A 15397-nucleotide genomic window follows, 5' to 3' on the forward strand; every position below is an offset into this window, starting at 1 on the left:
GAGCCGTGTGAGGGGAAACTCTCATGCACGGTTCTTAGAGGGGAAAGGGATAGTAATATCCCCGACCTACTCGACCAGACAATAGAGAATAAGCAGAAATTCATTTCTCAAATTATGACTTCAAAAACTCCAGTAAGAGTTGCAGAAGATGTTGATGAAGCAAGTCTATCTTATTCAGAAATTAAGGCTTTGGCTACTGGAAATCCTCTAATTAAAGAAAAAATGGATTTAGATAACGAAGTTACAAAGCTAAAAATGCTTGAAGCAAACTACAAGTCTAATAAATACAAGCTTGAAGATAAGGTAAATAAAATTTATCCTCAAAGTATTTTAAAAACTGAAATGGAGATAAAGGCAGTTAAAGAAGATATTGCAAGTGTTGAAAAATTAGGAGAAGGAGATAGCAAATTTACTTCAATCAGTCTTGGTGCAAATAAAATTTTAGATAAGAAAGAAGCTGGAGAGAAGCTATTAGAAGAAATAAAAAAGGTAAAGATAAATGATAGCAAGGTCATTGGTAAATATAGAAATTTAGACTTACAAGTTTCATATAACTTTATGACTAATACTCACACCTTTAAACTTCTAGGAAAAGCAGAATACTTCGGAGAGTTTTCAAACTCTACTGATGGCAATATAACAAGACTTGATAATGCCATTGAAAAAATGCCTTCAAGACTTGAAAGATTAAATCAAAACCTTGAAAACTATAAAGAATCTTTAGAAAATGCCAAAGTAGAATTAACTAAACCATTTGAAAAAGCTGATGAGTTAAGGGATAAGATACTAAGACTAGCTGAGATTAATAAACTTTTAGATATGGGAGAAGTAGAAGAGTTAGAAAACCAGTCACCACTATTAGAAGATTTAAAGAGGGCGATAGTTGATTATTCTAACTATGAGTTTTCAGAATCTAATAGCTATGAAGACTTCGACAAACTATACACTGATTTAAGTCATATAGGACTTGCCTATACAGAAACACCTGATGGTAAGCATTCTATTCAATATGAGGTAAATTTGGAAGAAAAAACATGGACTCAGTATGTAGATGATGTAGCTATTAAAACAGAATCTTTTGTAGAAGAAGATATATCTAATTCACAAGCTCTTAAAGATATGACTGAAGCCATAAAGATGTCAAGTTTTGATGATTTGGTATCAGTAGATGAAGAAGATTTAAAACAAGCACTAGGACTAGAAATAGATGATGATGGAAACTTCTATGATCCACTAGCAAAAGATCTTGATAATGATGGAATACCAGATAGGTATGACAATGATTTTAAAGATAGTGATTATTTTGAATCAACTTATGATGTAGAGGATAATCTTCACGCAAGGAAAGAGAAACCATCAATATTGGGACAAATATCAAAATTCAAATCAGAAGAAGAAAAAGATAAAAACCAAGAAAAAAGTGAAAAAGGACAAGAAAGGTAGAGGAGGGCGAATAGCTCTCCTTATTTAGTACAAGGAGGAAAATATGGAATACAAAGATATTAGAGAAAATTTAGAGGAAATGATGAATGATAATTACAAGGACTTTATAAAAGCACTTGTTAGTATAGAAAAAGGTGTTAATGATGAAAAGGCACTTGAAGAAGTCTATGTTTTATATATGAACAATGACACAACAGGTCTACTAAGTGATGACTTTGACTATATGATTGATGATATGAAAGAACAAGGTAAGATTGTTGAAAATACCAATGAACTTGAAGAAAAAGATGACCTCATAAATCTCGTGGGTAATATAGCAGGCAAAGTAGAAAATCTTGAAAGAGAAAATGCAAATGGAGAAAAGTTTAAAGTATGTAATTTTTCAATTGTTTCAAAAGATGACGATGGCAATAAAGTTTATACCAATTGTTCAGCCTATGGAGATAAGACAAAAGATTTAGAGAACCTAAAACAAGGAGATTTTGTTAAAGTCTTCGGACAAGTAAAAACAAGTATCGATAACAACGGGAAAGAACATAAAAATGTCCGTATTTTGTCTTCTAAGCTTTTAAAAGCAAAAGAACAAGTAAAGAGTCAAGATAAAGATAAAAAGTCCATATTAGGGCAAATAAAAAGCTTTAAGACAGATGACAAAACTAAGTCAACTAAGAAGGACCATAGCAAAGGTGCAGAGAGGTAAATATCGGCAGTCTTCGGACTGCCTTTATTTTTTTGCTCATTTAAAATGATATATCAAGTAATAGAAAATAACTTATAGTTAATGTTATAATTAAATTAAAGTGGAGTATTTTACCTCTCCACCTCTTTCCCATAATAATTTTCATAGTTTTTCCTATATTGAACAAGGTCAGAAAATTGTTCTTTATTCAAAGAATACTCTTGCATAAGGGTGTTCTTTTTTTCTTGCAATTTATCAAGTCTCGTTAATATTTCTTTTGTATTTGGTAGTTTTTTATAGTTTTCTAAAATTTCTTTAGCGGCTATTTTATAGACGGAAAGCTCACTATAATATTCTTCAGCGAATTGCTTATCTTCAGGATTTTTCTTGTGGTATTTATATATTTCACGATACTTATTTATAGTATTTATATTTTCCATATCTTGAGATAAATTCTTCATTTCAGATTCAATTTTCTTTATTTTATCTAACAAATCTTGTCTATCATCAGCAGATTTTTTGATTAGATCATCGAGCTGAGTGATTGAATTAATTCCTTGTTCTCTAAGTTTAATTATTGAATCAGCCATTGTTTTGATATTGTGTTTTCTTGCCCAGACTTCGTAACCTTTTGAGGATTGAGCTTTTTCATTAGTAGATATATCAATAACATTTCCTACACGTTTTTTAATAGGATTAGCTTTATTTTTAATTGCTAAATTTATTCTTTCTTTGATTTTATCTTCAGTATAATCTTCTCCGATAGTCTTCGCTCTTGTAAATCTTTGCTTATCTTTATGACGAAAAGCAATGTGTTTACCAAACTTAATTTCATAATCAATAGACTTCATATTTTCTAAAAAATCTTCCCATGATTTAGACTTATTAATCATTCTATCTATATCAAATTGCAGTTTAGACTTCCAAGAATTTCCTTTCTTGTTTTGGTCATATTCGTACCAAGATTTACCAGCAGTTTTATATTTTCTCTTGTAAGCTTCATAGTATTTATCAATGACTGAAAGCTTATTTTCTTTACATAATTCGTCACTTTGAAACCTGATTTTATGATAAGATTTTTTATTAGATTGGTAGCATTTACCAGTTTTGTAATTAACATTATTAAAAATAATATGGTTATGGATATGCCCTCTATCTATATGAGTTGCAAGAACAAATTCATAATCTTCTTTTAAAATTTTCTTACATAATTCCATTCCAATTTCGTGAGCTTTTATAGGATCAACCTCTCCAGGTAGAAAAGATTGAATTAAATGTCTAGCAAAAACTGTACCCTTAGTATCATTATCTTCTCGAGTTTTCGAAAATTGAATATGGGCAGTAGCTGGGTGACATTTGAATGAAGATACCAAGACTTTTTCATCAGTTTTTTCGCTCTTAGTAATGTAATCTATTGCCAAATTTAGAGTTGATTTTATCGGATGTATTTTTGTAATTGCCACACTAATCACCAGAACTTTCTTTTGATTTATTAAGAAGTAGGGAATGGATCTGCCATATTTCTTTTGCCAATTTTTCTATTTTTTCTCGCATATAATCAATGTCTTTCTTGTAAATTACTCCCGTTGTATTAGTAGCTTTTGCAATCTGGTTTATGTTATTTGTTGCATTTGAAAGTAGCCATTGTAGGTTTCTAAATGGTTCTAAATCTACAACATAAATCTCTTTTTCTAATACGCATTTTCTAAGAAAGTGGGACATAGTTTTGCAATTAGCAAGTTTCATTTTCTTTTCAAAAACTTCTTTTTCTTCTCTAGTTAATTTTATTTCTATTCTTTCATTTCTAAATCTATTTGCCATCTTATTCTCCTTTATAAAATATATTTCGGGGTCTTAGGGTTCTCCCTAACAAGGTAAAAATTAAAAAAATGGAGCATTCCGTAAAGGTATGCTCCATTAATTTTTTCGTAAGTGTCCGTACACTTACTGTGCTTGCTACATAAGCTACATAAGAATAAATTAGATATCAAGCGTTAAGCAAGTTTTGAATTTGTAACTATATTATAACAAATAATCGTGGGCTATTCTATATAAAGATTGCCAAAATACAGATAATGATTGAGGTTACAGAACTGTTAATATCATAAATGGTTTTTAGAAGTTGAAATTGTAGAACTAATGCTGTGAAAATTAGAATTATCTTTTCTATATTCACGTGGCGTGCATCCTACATGTTGTTTGAAAATATAAGTAAAACTGCTTTGATGAGAATACCCCACAGCGCTAGCGATTTGTTGTATTGATAAATCATTTTCTAATAATAATCTTTTTGCTTTATCTATGCGGCAGTTCTTAATAAATTCTACAATTGTATATCCATATATTGAGTGAAATAGTTCAGACAGTTTAGATTTGCTCATATTGCACATGCGTGCATACATTTGAATGTTCGTTGGATTGGAAAAGTTTTGTTCTAAATAGTGACCAAGACGATGAAGTGCTTCTGAATCTTCTTTGTCTATAACATTGTGAACAGCATTGCTTTTCCAAGATAAAAATGCTTCGATTATTTCTAATATTTTAGCCTCATAGAATAGTTCCGAGATTTCTGATGTTGGTGTGTATGTGGCAATATCATCAAGTATTGTTGAGATTTTTGGTATAAATAGGTCTGTACCAATTCGAGGGACTATTTCTGAAAGTGAAGAAAAGTCTTGATGAAATATTTTTGGAAGGTATTCTTCATAATATTCAGGGAAAATTGAAACTCCAACACTGTCTAACCAAATCCCAGCAGGAATTATATATTCATGCTCGCCATTATCAAGGTAATAACCAATAAGTTGATTTTTTTGATTACAAGAATTTTTTTTAATTGCTCTTGCAACATAAAATGAACTTTGGGAAAGTACCAACATTTTAGGGTGATAATATCTGTAATGCATTTCATTATAAAAACAAAGATGGTAAATATTTATAGAACAAAATGCATTTACAGGGTATGTCCATAGATATCCTTCGCCAGTACTATCTTTTGGCACCATGGTAAAACCACCACTGGGTTTGATACCAGATTTATCAGGATTTAGATTTAGTTGAGAAAATAAACCGGAATAAAATTTATCAGCATACATTTGCGGCGCTCCTTTTTATAAAATGTCCAAAATTTTTAGTATAATGTCCAAACAAAATTTGGAGATATTGCAAAGGATAACTTTGCATATTATAATAAATATATGAGTTAGCTAGGTCTAACCTTTTGTATATATTATATGCTGAACCACAAGGGAAATCAAGTAAAATGAGTTTATAAATTAATAATATGTATTGGATAAAATACTAAATGATGTTTCTTGAGTATCAAGCGTAAATATAAAAAATTAAGGAGGATGTATTACATGACAGATAAGAAAGGTTTGAATCCAAACAGATTAAATGGTAAAGATTTAATCAATGCTGGGATTTTTTCAGCGATTTATGTGGTTATTATTATTGCAGTCGCATGCACTTTGGGGTTGATTCCAATTGGCTTTTTACTTCTCACTTTTGTTGTCCCATTTGTAGAAGGTATTCCAATGATGCTTTATTTTACAAAGATAAAGAAATTTGGAATGCTAATAATTTTACAGGCAGTAATTGGGATTGCCATGATTTTAACAGGAATGGGATATGATCTATTGATTTGGGCAATCATAACAGGAATTGTTGGAGAACTTATTTTGAAAGCTTCCAAATACCAAAAGAGCATGGGGTGTGTTCTTGCATATGCAGTATCGAGTATATGTATTGCGGGAAATTATGTACATTGGCTCACAGCGAGTCAGGAATGGTTAAAGAATAAGGCAGCTAGCTATGGAGAAACATTTATGTATTCTGTTTATGGATGGTTTCATAGTAACTGGTGGTTATTCCCTCTTTTGATTGTTTCTTGCTTTGTGGGCGGCTTTCTTGGCGGGATGATTGGTCGTAAGGTTTTGAGGAAACATTTTGAAAGAAGCGGGTTGGTGTAATGATTTCTGAACTATATCAGAAAAATGCAACGGCGGATAAACTATATCTTGATCCACGAACAAAGATATTGATGTGTTTGCTTGTATCAACTACTTTGCTCAGTGGTTCTCCTGTTGGATACTTAAAAGTTTTTCACACGATACTTTCACTTTTGCCGTTTGTTTTTTTGATTGTTTTAAAGAAGGTGCGAGCAGTAGTTTATTTTTTTGCTTTGTATCTTTTTGCACTATTTGTTCCAGATCTTCTTGCACCGCATTTACCAACTTGGTTTAACCTCTTGTTTACGGGAATAATTGCATTTTCGGTAGAAATTATTCCTGGTTATATGATGGCATATTTTATTTTTTCAACAACATCTGTAGGCGAGTTTATTGCAGCTATGGATAGAATGCATGTTACGAAAAAACTTACAATTCCTATTTCGGTAACATTTCGTTTTTTTCCTACCATTAGAGAAGAATATGTAAATGTGCGAGATGCTATGAAATTGCGAGGGATAGGTTCTTTTCGCAACCCTCTTATGATGTTAGAGTTTAGGATGGTTCCATTTTTAACAAGCATTGTATCTATTGGTAATGATTTGGCTGCTTCTGCACTTACAAGGGGACTTGCAGCACCTAATGAAAGAACTAATGTAAGTAATATTGGGTTTACGTGGAGAGACTATCTTGTTTTCGGCAGTTTAATTATTTTTTATATCCTTTATTTTATTCTTATGTTCAAGCAAAAGGGGGCTTTATGATTAAATTTGAAAATGCAAGTTTTGTATATAAGAACGGGCAGAGAAATAATGGTATGCGAGATGTGAGCTTAAATATTCCGGAAGGTCAAGTTGTCCTGCTTTGTGGTGAATCTGGTTGTGGAAAAACAACTCTTACAAGAATGATAAATGGTCTAGTTCCGCATTTTTATGAAGGGGAAATGTCAGGTGAAGTTTTTGTTTGCGGAAACAATGTAGCTGAATGTGAACTGTATCAGCTAGCGTATTATGTAGGATCAGTATTTCAGAATCCAAAATCCCAGTTTTATACAGTTAAAACAGATACAGAAGTAGTATTCACATGTGAAAATCTCGGAATGGAGAAACAACTTATTTTTGAACGTTTTGAAAATATTGTTGAGGCTCTTGATATTACTGCATTGCTAGGGAAAAGTCTTTTTTCTCTATCTGGCGGGGAAAAACAGAGGGTTGCTTGTGCTTCCGCTATAGCACCTAATCCTCCAATAGTCGTTATGGACGAGCCTACTTCCAATTTAGACACGCATACTATCGCACAGCTGCGAAAGATTATTAAAAAATGGAAGCAGGATAGAAAAACGGTGATAATTGCTGAACATCGTTTGGAATGGCTTATGGATTTAGCTGATCGTGTGATATATATGAAAAATGGACGAATTATAAATGATTATACAATAGAACAATTTAAGAAAATCAGTAAAGAACAATTAAAAATTATGGGGCTTAGAAGTAAGCCTGAATTTCAAAAAGAGAATAGAGCAACGGATAATGCTGGAAAAATAGAGTTTGTTGATTTTAGTTATACTTACAAAGGAGAAAATAAACCGGCTCTTTCTATTCCTTATATAAACCTTCCGGAAAACTCTATTATCGGCATTGTTGGAAACAATGGAGCAGGTAAATCTACTTTCGGACATGCTTTCTGTGGTTTGGAAAAAAGGTCGAAAGGGGATATCTTTCTAAATGGAGAAAGTTTTAAAAGAAAAAATCGAATCGAAAGTACTTATATTGTTATGCAGGATGTAAATCAGCAGCTTTTTACCGAAAGTGTATTTGAAGAAGTCAGGTTATCTATGGAGAGGTTAGGATTGTCTCATGAAGAACAGGAGAAAAGAACAAATATTATTCTGAAAGAGTTAGGGTTGGAAGAATTTAAAGACTCTCATCCCATGTCTTTGTCCGGAGGGCAAAAACAACGTGTTGCAATGGCTAGTGCGCTTGCATCTGATAAAAGATTTCTCCTATATGATGAACCAACTAGTGGACTTGATTATATGCATATGATTGAGGTGGCAGATGCTATAAAGCGTATGAAGGCGGCGAGACGAACGCAATTTGTGATTACGCATGATTCGGAGCTTGTTTCAAGATGCTGTGATTATATTCTATTTCTTGAATGTGGGGAAGTAAAATGTATTGGAAATATAGATGATATGGCAATACAGGAGACACTTCAAGAATTTTGGAATCAGGTTTACATGTAGATGAAATGATGAATTAAGCTTTAGGTTCTTTTTTAAAATAATGGACAAAATAAATCAGCAACTTTGATTGTTTGTTTTGATTTTGCTTTTGCAAGAGGTACTAAGATGCCTCTTGCAAAAAAAATAACATAATTGATAGTACTATTATCAATGTACAAGGGGGAATTTTATGGCGAACCAAGATATTAGCATTACTCCTAGATTATTGGAAAATGCAAAAAAAGAATTTAAACGAAATGGGTTTGAAAAAACTTCTTTAAATGTAATTTGTAAAAATGCAGGCATAACTACTGGAGCGTTATACAAGAGATTTAGTACTAAAGAAGATTTATTTAATAGCCTAGTTGAAAAACCCGCAAATAGACTCAAAGAATTCCTTGATAAAGAACATAGAGATTACAAAAAATTACCCAAAGAGGAGCAAATAAATTGTGTCTTTAAAAATTGGGAGAATGAAGATAGATTTATTGGATTGATATATGAATACAAGGAAGAATTTTTAATGATTTTAAATTTATCAGGTGGAACAAAATATGAGTTCTATTTTGATGAAATTTCTAAAATAATTACAGATGCAACCATACAATTTATTAGAACTAACAATAAAAGTGATGTAGATGAATTTATTTTGTATGAACTTGTTCATATATTAGTCAGTTCATATATAAAGGGAATTTTAGTACCTCTTTCCCAAAATATGAATTTAAATGAAGCTAATATTTACATTCAACACGTTAAAAAATTTTTCTATGCTGGATGGAAAGATTTGCTGAGAATATAAGATTTGGAGAAGAAAAATGTTTAAATTATACAAAAAATTATTTAAGTATGTTCCTGAAAGAAAAACATTCGCATATGGTTCAATGCTATTAGCTGCTATTTCCACAATATGTTTAATGGCTTCTTACTGGTATTTGTGGGATTTGTTTTGCGAATTATTAGTTACCAAAGATTATAGTGCGGCTATAAAAGATAGTAAATTGATTGTAATCTATATGGTATCGTATGGAGTTATTTACTTTGTGGCATTGATGGTATCACATATGCTTGGTTTTAGATTAGAAACAAATATCAGAAAAACTGGGTTAAAAAATCTAATCAATGCTTCTTTTGCTTTCTTTGATACGAATCCGTCAGGGAAAGTAAGAAAGATTATTGACGATAATGCTGGAGAAACACATTCTACAGTGGCACATTTGATTCCTGATAATGTTGTTGCAGGAATGTTGCCAATTTTAATGTTTATTATGACCTTTGCTGTTGATTATAGACTTGGTATTTTGTTGGCTATAACAATTGTAGTAGGTATTTTTCAATACAAATCAATGTATGGTGGAGAAGAATTTATGATGGCATATTCTAATTCTCTGGAGAAAATGAGTTCAGAGATAATTGAATATGTTAGAGGAATGCAAGTATTGAAGATTTTTGGGATAACCGTTCGTTCCTATAAAAGTTTATTGGATGCAATTCTCCAATACTCAAAAAACACTTATGAATATTCCTTAAGTTGCAGAAAGCCGTATGTGTCATTTCAAACGTTATTTAATACCTATTATTTGATATGTATTCCTTGCAGTATGTATTTTATAACAAAAGGAGAACAAGCTGGGATGATTCTTGCAAAAGTAATCTTCTTTACTTGTTTTTCTGGGGTTATATTTTCATCATTTATGAAAGTTATGTTTGCTTCACAAAATAACTTTAATGCCGGACAGGTAATAGATCGTTTAGAGAATTTGATAGATGGAATGAAGAATGAAAAATTAGAACATGGTGAAAGAAAAGAATTTAAACATTATGATATTGAGTTTGATAGGGTTTTCTTTAAATATGATGAAAAATATATTATAGAAAATTTGAGCTTTAAGTTAGATGAGGGAAAAACTTTTGCTTTAGTTGGACCATCTGGGTCAGGGAAGTCAACGATAGCGAAATTGATATCAGGTTTTTATTCTTTAAATAGTGGCAGTATAAAAATTGGTGGTTATGATATACGAGAATATAGCGAGGAAACATTACTTCAAAATATTTCATTTGTATTTCAAAACTCAAAATTATTTAAAGCCTCTATTTATGAAAATGTAAAAATGGGTGACCAAAATGCGACAAGAGAAGAAATTATGAATGCTCTGCATTTGGCAAAGTGCGAAAGTATTTTGGCAAAATTTCCTGAAAAGGAGAATACCATTATAGGCTCAAAGGGAGTGCATTTATCAGGTGGTGAAGTACAAAGGGTTGCCATTGCAAGAGCTATTTTGAAAAAATCTAAGATTATTATACTCGATGAAGCTTCAGCTGCCGCAGATCCCGAAAACGAGTATGAACTTCAACAAGCTTTTTCAAATTTAATGAAAGGGAAAACAACCATTATGATTGCTCACAGATTATCTTCAATTAGAAATGTTGATGAGATATTGTTCATTGAAAATGGCAAAGTTATTGAGCGAGGTAATGATACAAATCTAATGAATTTAAATGGAAGATATAGAGAACTTCAAAACTTGTATGAAAAAGCAAATGATTGGAGGGTAATGTAATGAGAAAATATTTACAAAAGAAATTTCAATTAACTGAAGCCGGAGCAAAAGGTCTGGAAAAATCCGTATGGTCTTCATTTGCATATTATGCTATTTATATGCTTCCAATGATTTTAATGATGTTTTTTGTGCAATCTATTTTAGAAAATAAAGGGCATGGACTTGAAACTTATGTTTTAGGAATTGGGATAATCATAATACTTGTTTATGTGGCAACAAATATGAATTATAAAACCACATATAACGAAACTTATAAAGAATCTGCCAATTTAAGAATCGAAATAGCGGATATACTAAAAAAATTGCCATTAGATTATTTTTCAAAACATGATATCTCTGATCTTTCACAGACAGTTATGGCAGATGTTGCGGCAATTGAACATGCTTTAGCTCACGCAATAGGTCATACAATTGGCTATGTTTACTTTTTCATTGTGATAGGCGTGATGATGTTAATAGGAGATTTTAAACTTGGAATTTGTGTGTTACTTCCACTGATTATTTCAGCAGGTATTTTATATTTATCAAAAAAAAGCCAAATAAAGGTGAGAGGAAATCATTACGAAAAATTAAGAGAGATTTCAGAAGAATTTCAATCATCTATTGAAATGAGTCAAGAAATAAAAAGTTATGGATTAAAGGAAAATACGATAGAAAACATTTCTAAAAAGCTTGACGAATCCGAAAAAATTCAAATGAGAGCAGAAATTGTTCAAGCTTTCCCAGTAAGCTTGGCTGGATGGATCACAAAGTTATCTATAGGTATTACAAGCGTTGTTGGACTCCATATGTTTATAAGTAATGAGGTGCCTTTGTTATATTTAGTTGGATATATTATTGCAGCAACTAAAATCTCTGAAGGTTTAGAAGGTATTTATATGTATCTTGGAGAAATTTTTTATCTTGATGCAAGAATTAATAGAATTAAAGAGTTAAGAAATACTAAAGCCCAAATTGGAAATAATGTAGATTTTGATAATTATGATATTAGTTTTCAAAATGTGGATTTCTCATATTCAGGGAAAAATAAGAAAGTTATCAATAATGTTACTTTTACAGCAAAACAGAACCAAATTACTGCACTTATTGGACCATCAGGTTGTGGAAAATCAACATTATTAAAATTGATGTCAAGACTTTACGATTATGATAGCGGTCGGATTTTAATTGGGGGTCATGATATTAAAACAGTAGATACTGAGTGCTTATTTAAAAAAATTTCAGTCGTATTTCAAGATGTTGTGCTGTTTAACACTTCTATTATGGAAAATATACGCATAGGAAATACGAATGCAACGGACGATGAAGTGAGAGAAGTAGCTCGAATTGCCGGTTGTCAAGAAATTATAGACAGGCTTCCTGAGGGCATACAAACAATTGTGGGAGAAAATGGGGCAAAATTATCAGGAGGTGAAAGACAGAGAATTTCAATTGCAAGAGCCATTTTGAAAGATGCACCAATTATTCTTCTTGACGAAATTGCAGCTTCATTGGATGTAGAAAATGAAGCAAAAATTCAAGAAGGATTAAATAAACTTATAAAGAATAAAACGGTTGTCATTATTTCACATAGATTAAAATCTATTCAAAATGTAAACCAGATAATTTTGCTTGATGAGGGCAAAGTTGTGTCAAATGGTACACATGATGAAATTTATAATGAATCACAGTTATATAGAAATATGATTGAAAAATCTGATTTGACTGAAATGTATTCGTATTAGGAGAAATAGTTAAATATGAAAGAACAATTAATAGCAAAAGACCGATAGATTTATTCTTTCAGTTATCTATTCCAGCAGTAATAACAATGATAGTTATTGGTCTTTATCCACTTATTTATGGAGTACTTATGATGCTTATATTTATCTATAATGAACGGAGGGAAAGGGAGATGAACAAGTGTATAAGTTACCTTGTAGAATTGAAATGGAATAAAAATACTCCTTTTTTCTATAATTCTTGTAGTTGTCTGTCTTTATATATTCTCGTCTAAACAATTAAATATAGTAAAAGAAAGAACGGATTTCTTTCATTTCAGAGGACTTCTTATGCCAAGATGCAGGAGTCCTCCTTTTTTGTCTGAATAACAAATAGACAAAAAAGAAATGGAGGAAACTTTATGGCAAAAGAGTATTACCTTTATGTCAACGGACAAAGGGTTAAAGTCAGCGAGCAGATATATAAAGTCTACTGGCGAGAAAAAGAACACGAAAAGTATTTGGAGCAGGTGGACAAGAAAAACCACTTGCTCTTTTTTTCATCTCTAAATCACGATGGGAATTTTGAAAATAATCTAGAAGATAAAAATGTTGATGTTGAAAAAGTTGTAGCTACACAAATAATGATTGAAGCACTAAGAAATGCTATGTCAAAGTTAAATGAGGAGGAACGGGAAATAATCGAAAGATTATATTTCAATGATGAAACACTTCGTGCAGTAGCAAAGACTCAAAATATATCACATCCTGCTTTAATAAAAAGGCGAGATAAGATTTTAGAAAAACTAAAGAAATTTATAGAAGAAATATAGTTTCTGGTTACCAAAGAGGGCAAATTTTCCTTTATAAAGTGAGGGGAGTTTTGTCCTCTTTCTATGTTAAAAGAAATTTAAACAATACTTGAACCATAACAATTAAATAGACCAAGACAAGACATTAATCATTTTTGGAGCGTGATAACCTATTCGCCAAGATCTTTCTGCTGAATAATTCGGCAAAACAAGTACTGCTAAGCTAAAAGCAAGGGAAGAAGAAAGGGAGCGATAAGTAAGAGTTTGAATATAGGGATGGATACCCTATCCGCTTAGAAGAAAATGAGGATAATGATACTTCTAAGGTTGAAGCCGGCTCATCCTGAACAGAGGCGGAGGTGAGATTCCTATGTTGCTAATCCAAGGCACTTGTCAATGTCAAAAAACTTTAAAAATATTAAAATAAATATTTTAAATATATTATTTGGAGGATTTATGATTAACGAAAATATAAAAGGTGTTCGTGTTTCTGAGAAAGCATTTCTAACATTAAAAGAAGCATCTGAATATTTTAATATTGGTCAAGATAAAGTTAGACAATTAACGGATGAAGATGATTGCGATTTTGTATTATTTAATGGTAGTAAGCGTCTTATTAAGAAAAAGTTAATGGAAGAATATTTAAATAGACAGTTCTCTATTTAATCTAAAACTATATATAAAACACGCTTAATGCGGTATAATAATTATAGCGTGTCTTTTATCAAAAAAGGAGAATTTTTATGGTAAAAAGACGCAAAGATAGTAAAGGGGTTGTTTTAAAAGACGGTGAATATCAAAGGTCAAATGGCACTTATGAATTTAAGTGGCAAGACAAAATAGGTCGTAGAAAATCTATCTATGCGAAAACTCTAAAAGAATTAAGAGAAAAAGAATTAGATATTTTACGCAATACTATAGATGGAATCAACAACGAAGGAAGTAGCTTGTCTGTAAATGATACTTTTAAGCTATGGACAAAGGTAAAAAGAGGTTTAAAGGATAATACCTTTAAAAATTACATCTATATGTATCAACAATTTGTAGAACCGACTTTTGGTCGCATTAAACTATCTGATATTAAAAGATCTGATGTTAGAAGTTTTTATAACAGATTAAAGGAAGATCAGGGATTGATGGTTTCTACCATAGATTGTGTTCATACTGTCTTACATCAGGTTTTAGAATTAGCAGTGGATGACGAATATATAAGGTTTAATCCGTCTGACAATGCTTTAAAGGAACTGAAAGTAGCTTATCGAAATGAATCTCCGAAGAAAAAAGCCATGACAATAGAAGAACAGGTGCTATTTGAAGAATATTTATCTAATAGTGATGAATATAAAAAATGGTATCCAATATTCATTGTTATGCTTTGGACAGGCATGAGAGTTGGAGAAGTCACAGGATTGCAATGGGACGATCTAGATTTTGATAATGGTCTTATAAATGTAAATAGGACTTTGGTATATTATAGTAAAGGTAAAGGATTAAACAATAGATATGCTATTAATACACCGAAGACAGAATCAGGTAAGCGAAGTATTCCTATGGTTCAAAAAGTAAAAGATGCTTTTCTTATGGAAAGAGAGTTACAAAAAACTTTTGGAATCGAATGTTGTGATTCAATCGATGGATTTAAAGACTTTGTATTTTTAAATAGATTCGGAAAGGTTCACAATAATGGAACACTTAATAAAGCTTTAAGAAGAATTGTTAGAGATTGCAATTTAAGTATAATGGATAAAAATAAATCGAACTCTAATGATATTCTATTAGTTCCACATTTAAGCAATCACATTTTCAGACACACCTTTACTACAAGGCTTAATGAACAAAATATAAATACAAAAGCAATGCAGTCTATTCTAGGTCATTCTGATATTAGTACAACAATGGATATATATGTAGATGCTACAGAGGACTTTAAGATAGAACAGATGGGAGAATTTGAAAAAGCAATGAAATTTATATTTTAGAATTTACGACAGCTTACGACAAATTTACGACAATTTGCTAGAAATCTAT

The 15397-nt window shown here is 31.2% G+C and carries 13 protein-coding genes and 1 pseudogene; 11 read left to right on the top strand and 3 right to left on the bottom strand.

All coding sequences use genetic code 11. From position 1 onward, the window contains the following. Both ABID14_RS09330 and ABID14_RS09335 read left to right on the top strand, forming a co-directional pair. Window positions 1-1443: pseudogene (locus ABID14_RS09330) on the top strand (helicase-related protein); the annotation flags it as partial. A gap of 43 nt (window positions 1444-1486) precedes the next feature. Further along, the gene (locus tag ABID14_RS09335) at window positions 1487-2143 is read left to right on the top strand and encodes a DNA-binding protein (protein ID WP_094208733.1); all 657 of its coding nucleotides are present in this window, start codon (window positions 1487-1489) and stop codon (window positions 2141-2143) included. Between the two features lie 110 nt (window positions 2144-2253). Here the strand turns inward: ABID14_RS09335 and ABID14_RS09340 are convergent, their stop codons facing one another. The 3 genes from ABID14_RS09340 to ABID14_RS09350 form a co-directional block, all read right to left on the bottom strand. Then, the gene (locus tag ABID14_RS09340; protein ID WP_094208732.1) at window positions 2254-3585 is read right to left on the bottom strand and encodes a relaxase/mobilization nuclease domain-containing protein; all 1332 of its coding nucleotides are present in this window, start codon (window positions 3583-3585) and stop codon (window positions 2254-2256) included. 1 nt (window position 3586) lies between these two features. Continuing rightward, entirely contained in the window at window positions 3587-3943 is a 357-nt protein-coding gene (locus ABID14_RS09345; RefSeq protein ID WP_094208731.1) for a plasmid mobilization protein, read from the bottom strand. 281 nt (window positions 3944-4224) lie between these two features. After that, entirely contained in the window at window positions 4225-5217 is a 993-nt protein-coding gene (locus tag ABID14_RS09350) for a helix-turn-helix domain-containing protein (RefSeq protein WP_019132798.1), read from the bottom strand. 264 nt (window positions 5218-5481) lie between these two features. Here ABID14_RS09350 and ABID14_RS09355 point away from each other — a divergent pair, with 264 nt between their 5' ends. From ABID14_RS09355 to ABID14_RS09395, 9 genes are all read left to right on the top strand, one after another. Beyond that, entirely contained in the window at window positions 5482-6093 is a 612-nt protein-coding gene (locus tag ABID14_RS09355) for an MptD family putative ECF transporter S component (protein ID WP_019132797.1), read from the top strand. After that, complete coding sequence (locus tag ABID14_RS09360) at window positions 6093-6836, top strand: energy-coupling factor transporter transmembrane component T (protein ID WP_055318214.1); 744 nt, start codon at window positions 6093-6095, stop codon at window positions 6834-6836. Before ABID14_RS09355 ends, ABID14_RS09360 begins: the two co-directional genes overlap by 1 nt. Then, window positions 6833-8317, top strand: coding sequence for an ABC transporter ATP-binding protein (locus tag ABID14_RS09365; protein ID WP_019132795.1), 1485 nt, complete (start codon window positions 6833-6835; stop codon window positions 8315-8317). Before ABID14_RS09360 ends, ABID14_RS09365 begins: the two co-directional genes overlap by 4 nt. Before the next feature lie 169 nt (window positions 8318-8486). Further along, window positions 8487-9098 carry a TetR/AcrR family transcriptional regulator gene (locus ABID14_RS09370; RefSeq protein ID WP_055318213.1) on the top strand — a complete coding sequence of 204 codons (612 nt, stop codon included), beginning with the start codon at window positions 8487-8489 and terminating at the stop codon, window positions 9096-9098. A 16-nt stretch (window positions 9099-9114) separates the two neighbouring features. Beyond that, window positions 9115-10857 (top strand): ABC transporter ATP-binding protein, encoded by a 1743-nt coding sequence (locus ABID14_RS09375; protein WP_019132793.1) that lies wholly within the window; start codon window positions 9115-9117, stop codon window positions 10855-10857. Then, entirely contained in the window at window positions 10857-12581 is a 1725-nt protein-coding gene (locus tag ABID14_RS09380) for an ABC transporter ATP-binding protein (protein WP_094208730.1), read from the top strand. Before ABID14_RS09375 ends, ABID14_RS09380 begins: the two co-directional genes overlap by 1 nt. A gap of 398 nt (window positions 12582-12979) precedes the next feature. Then, the gene (locus ABID14_RS09385) at window positions 12980-13390 is read left to right on the top strand and encodes a sigma factor-like helix-turn-helix DNA-binding protein (protein ID WP_009345230.1); all 411 of its coding nucleotides are present in this window, start codon (window positions 12980-12982) and stop codon (window positions 13388-13390) included. A 375-nt stretch (window positions 13391-13765) separates the two neighbouring features. Next, the gene (locus tag ABID14_RS09390; RefSeq protein WP_005956584.1) at window positions 13766-14035 is read left to right on the top strand and encodes an excisionase; all 270 of its coding nucleotides are present in this window, start codon (window positions 13766-13768) and stop codon (window positions 14033-14035) included. Window positions 14036-14112: 77 nt separating this feature from the next. Continuing rightward, on the top strand, window positions 14113-15348 hold the full coding sequence (locus tag ABID14_RS09395) for a site-specific integrase (protein ID WP_005956591.1): 1236 nt from the start codon (window positions 14113-14115) through the stop codon (window positions 15346-15348). The last annotated feature ends 49 nt before the right edge of the window (window positions 15349-15397 follow it).

Origin of the sequence: Peptoniphilus olsenii (assembly GCF_040545475.1) — a bacterium.
Classification (GTDB): Bacteria; Bacillota; Clostridia; order Tissierellales; family Peptoniphilaceae; genus Peptoniphilus_A; species Peptoniphilus_A olsenii.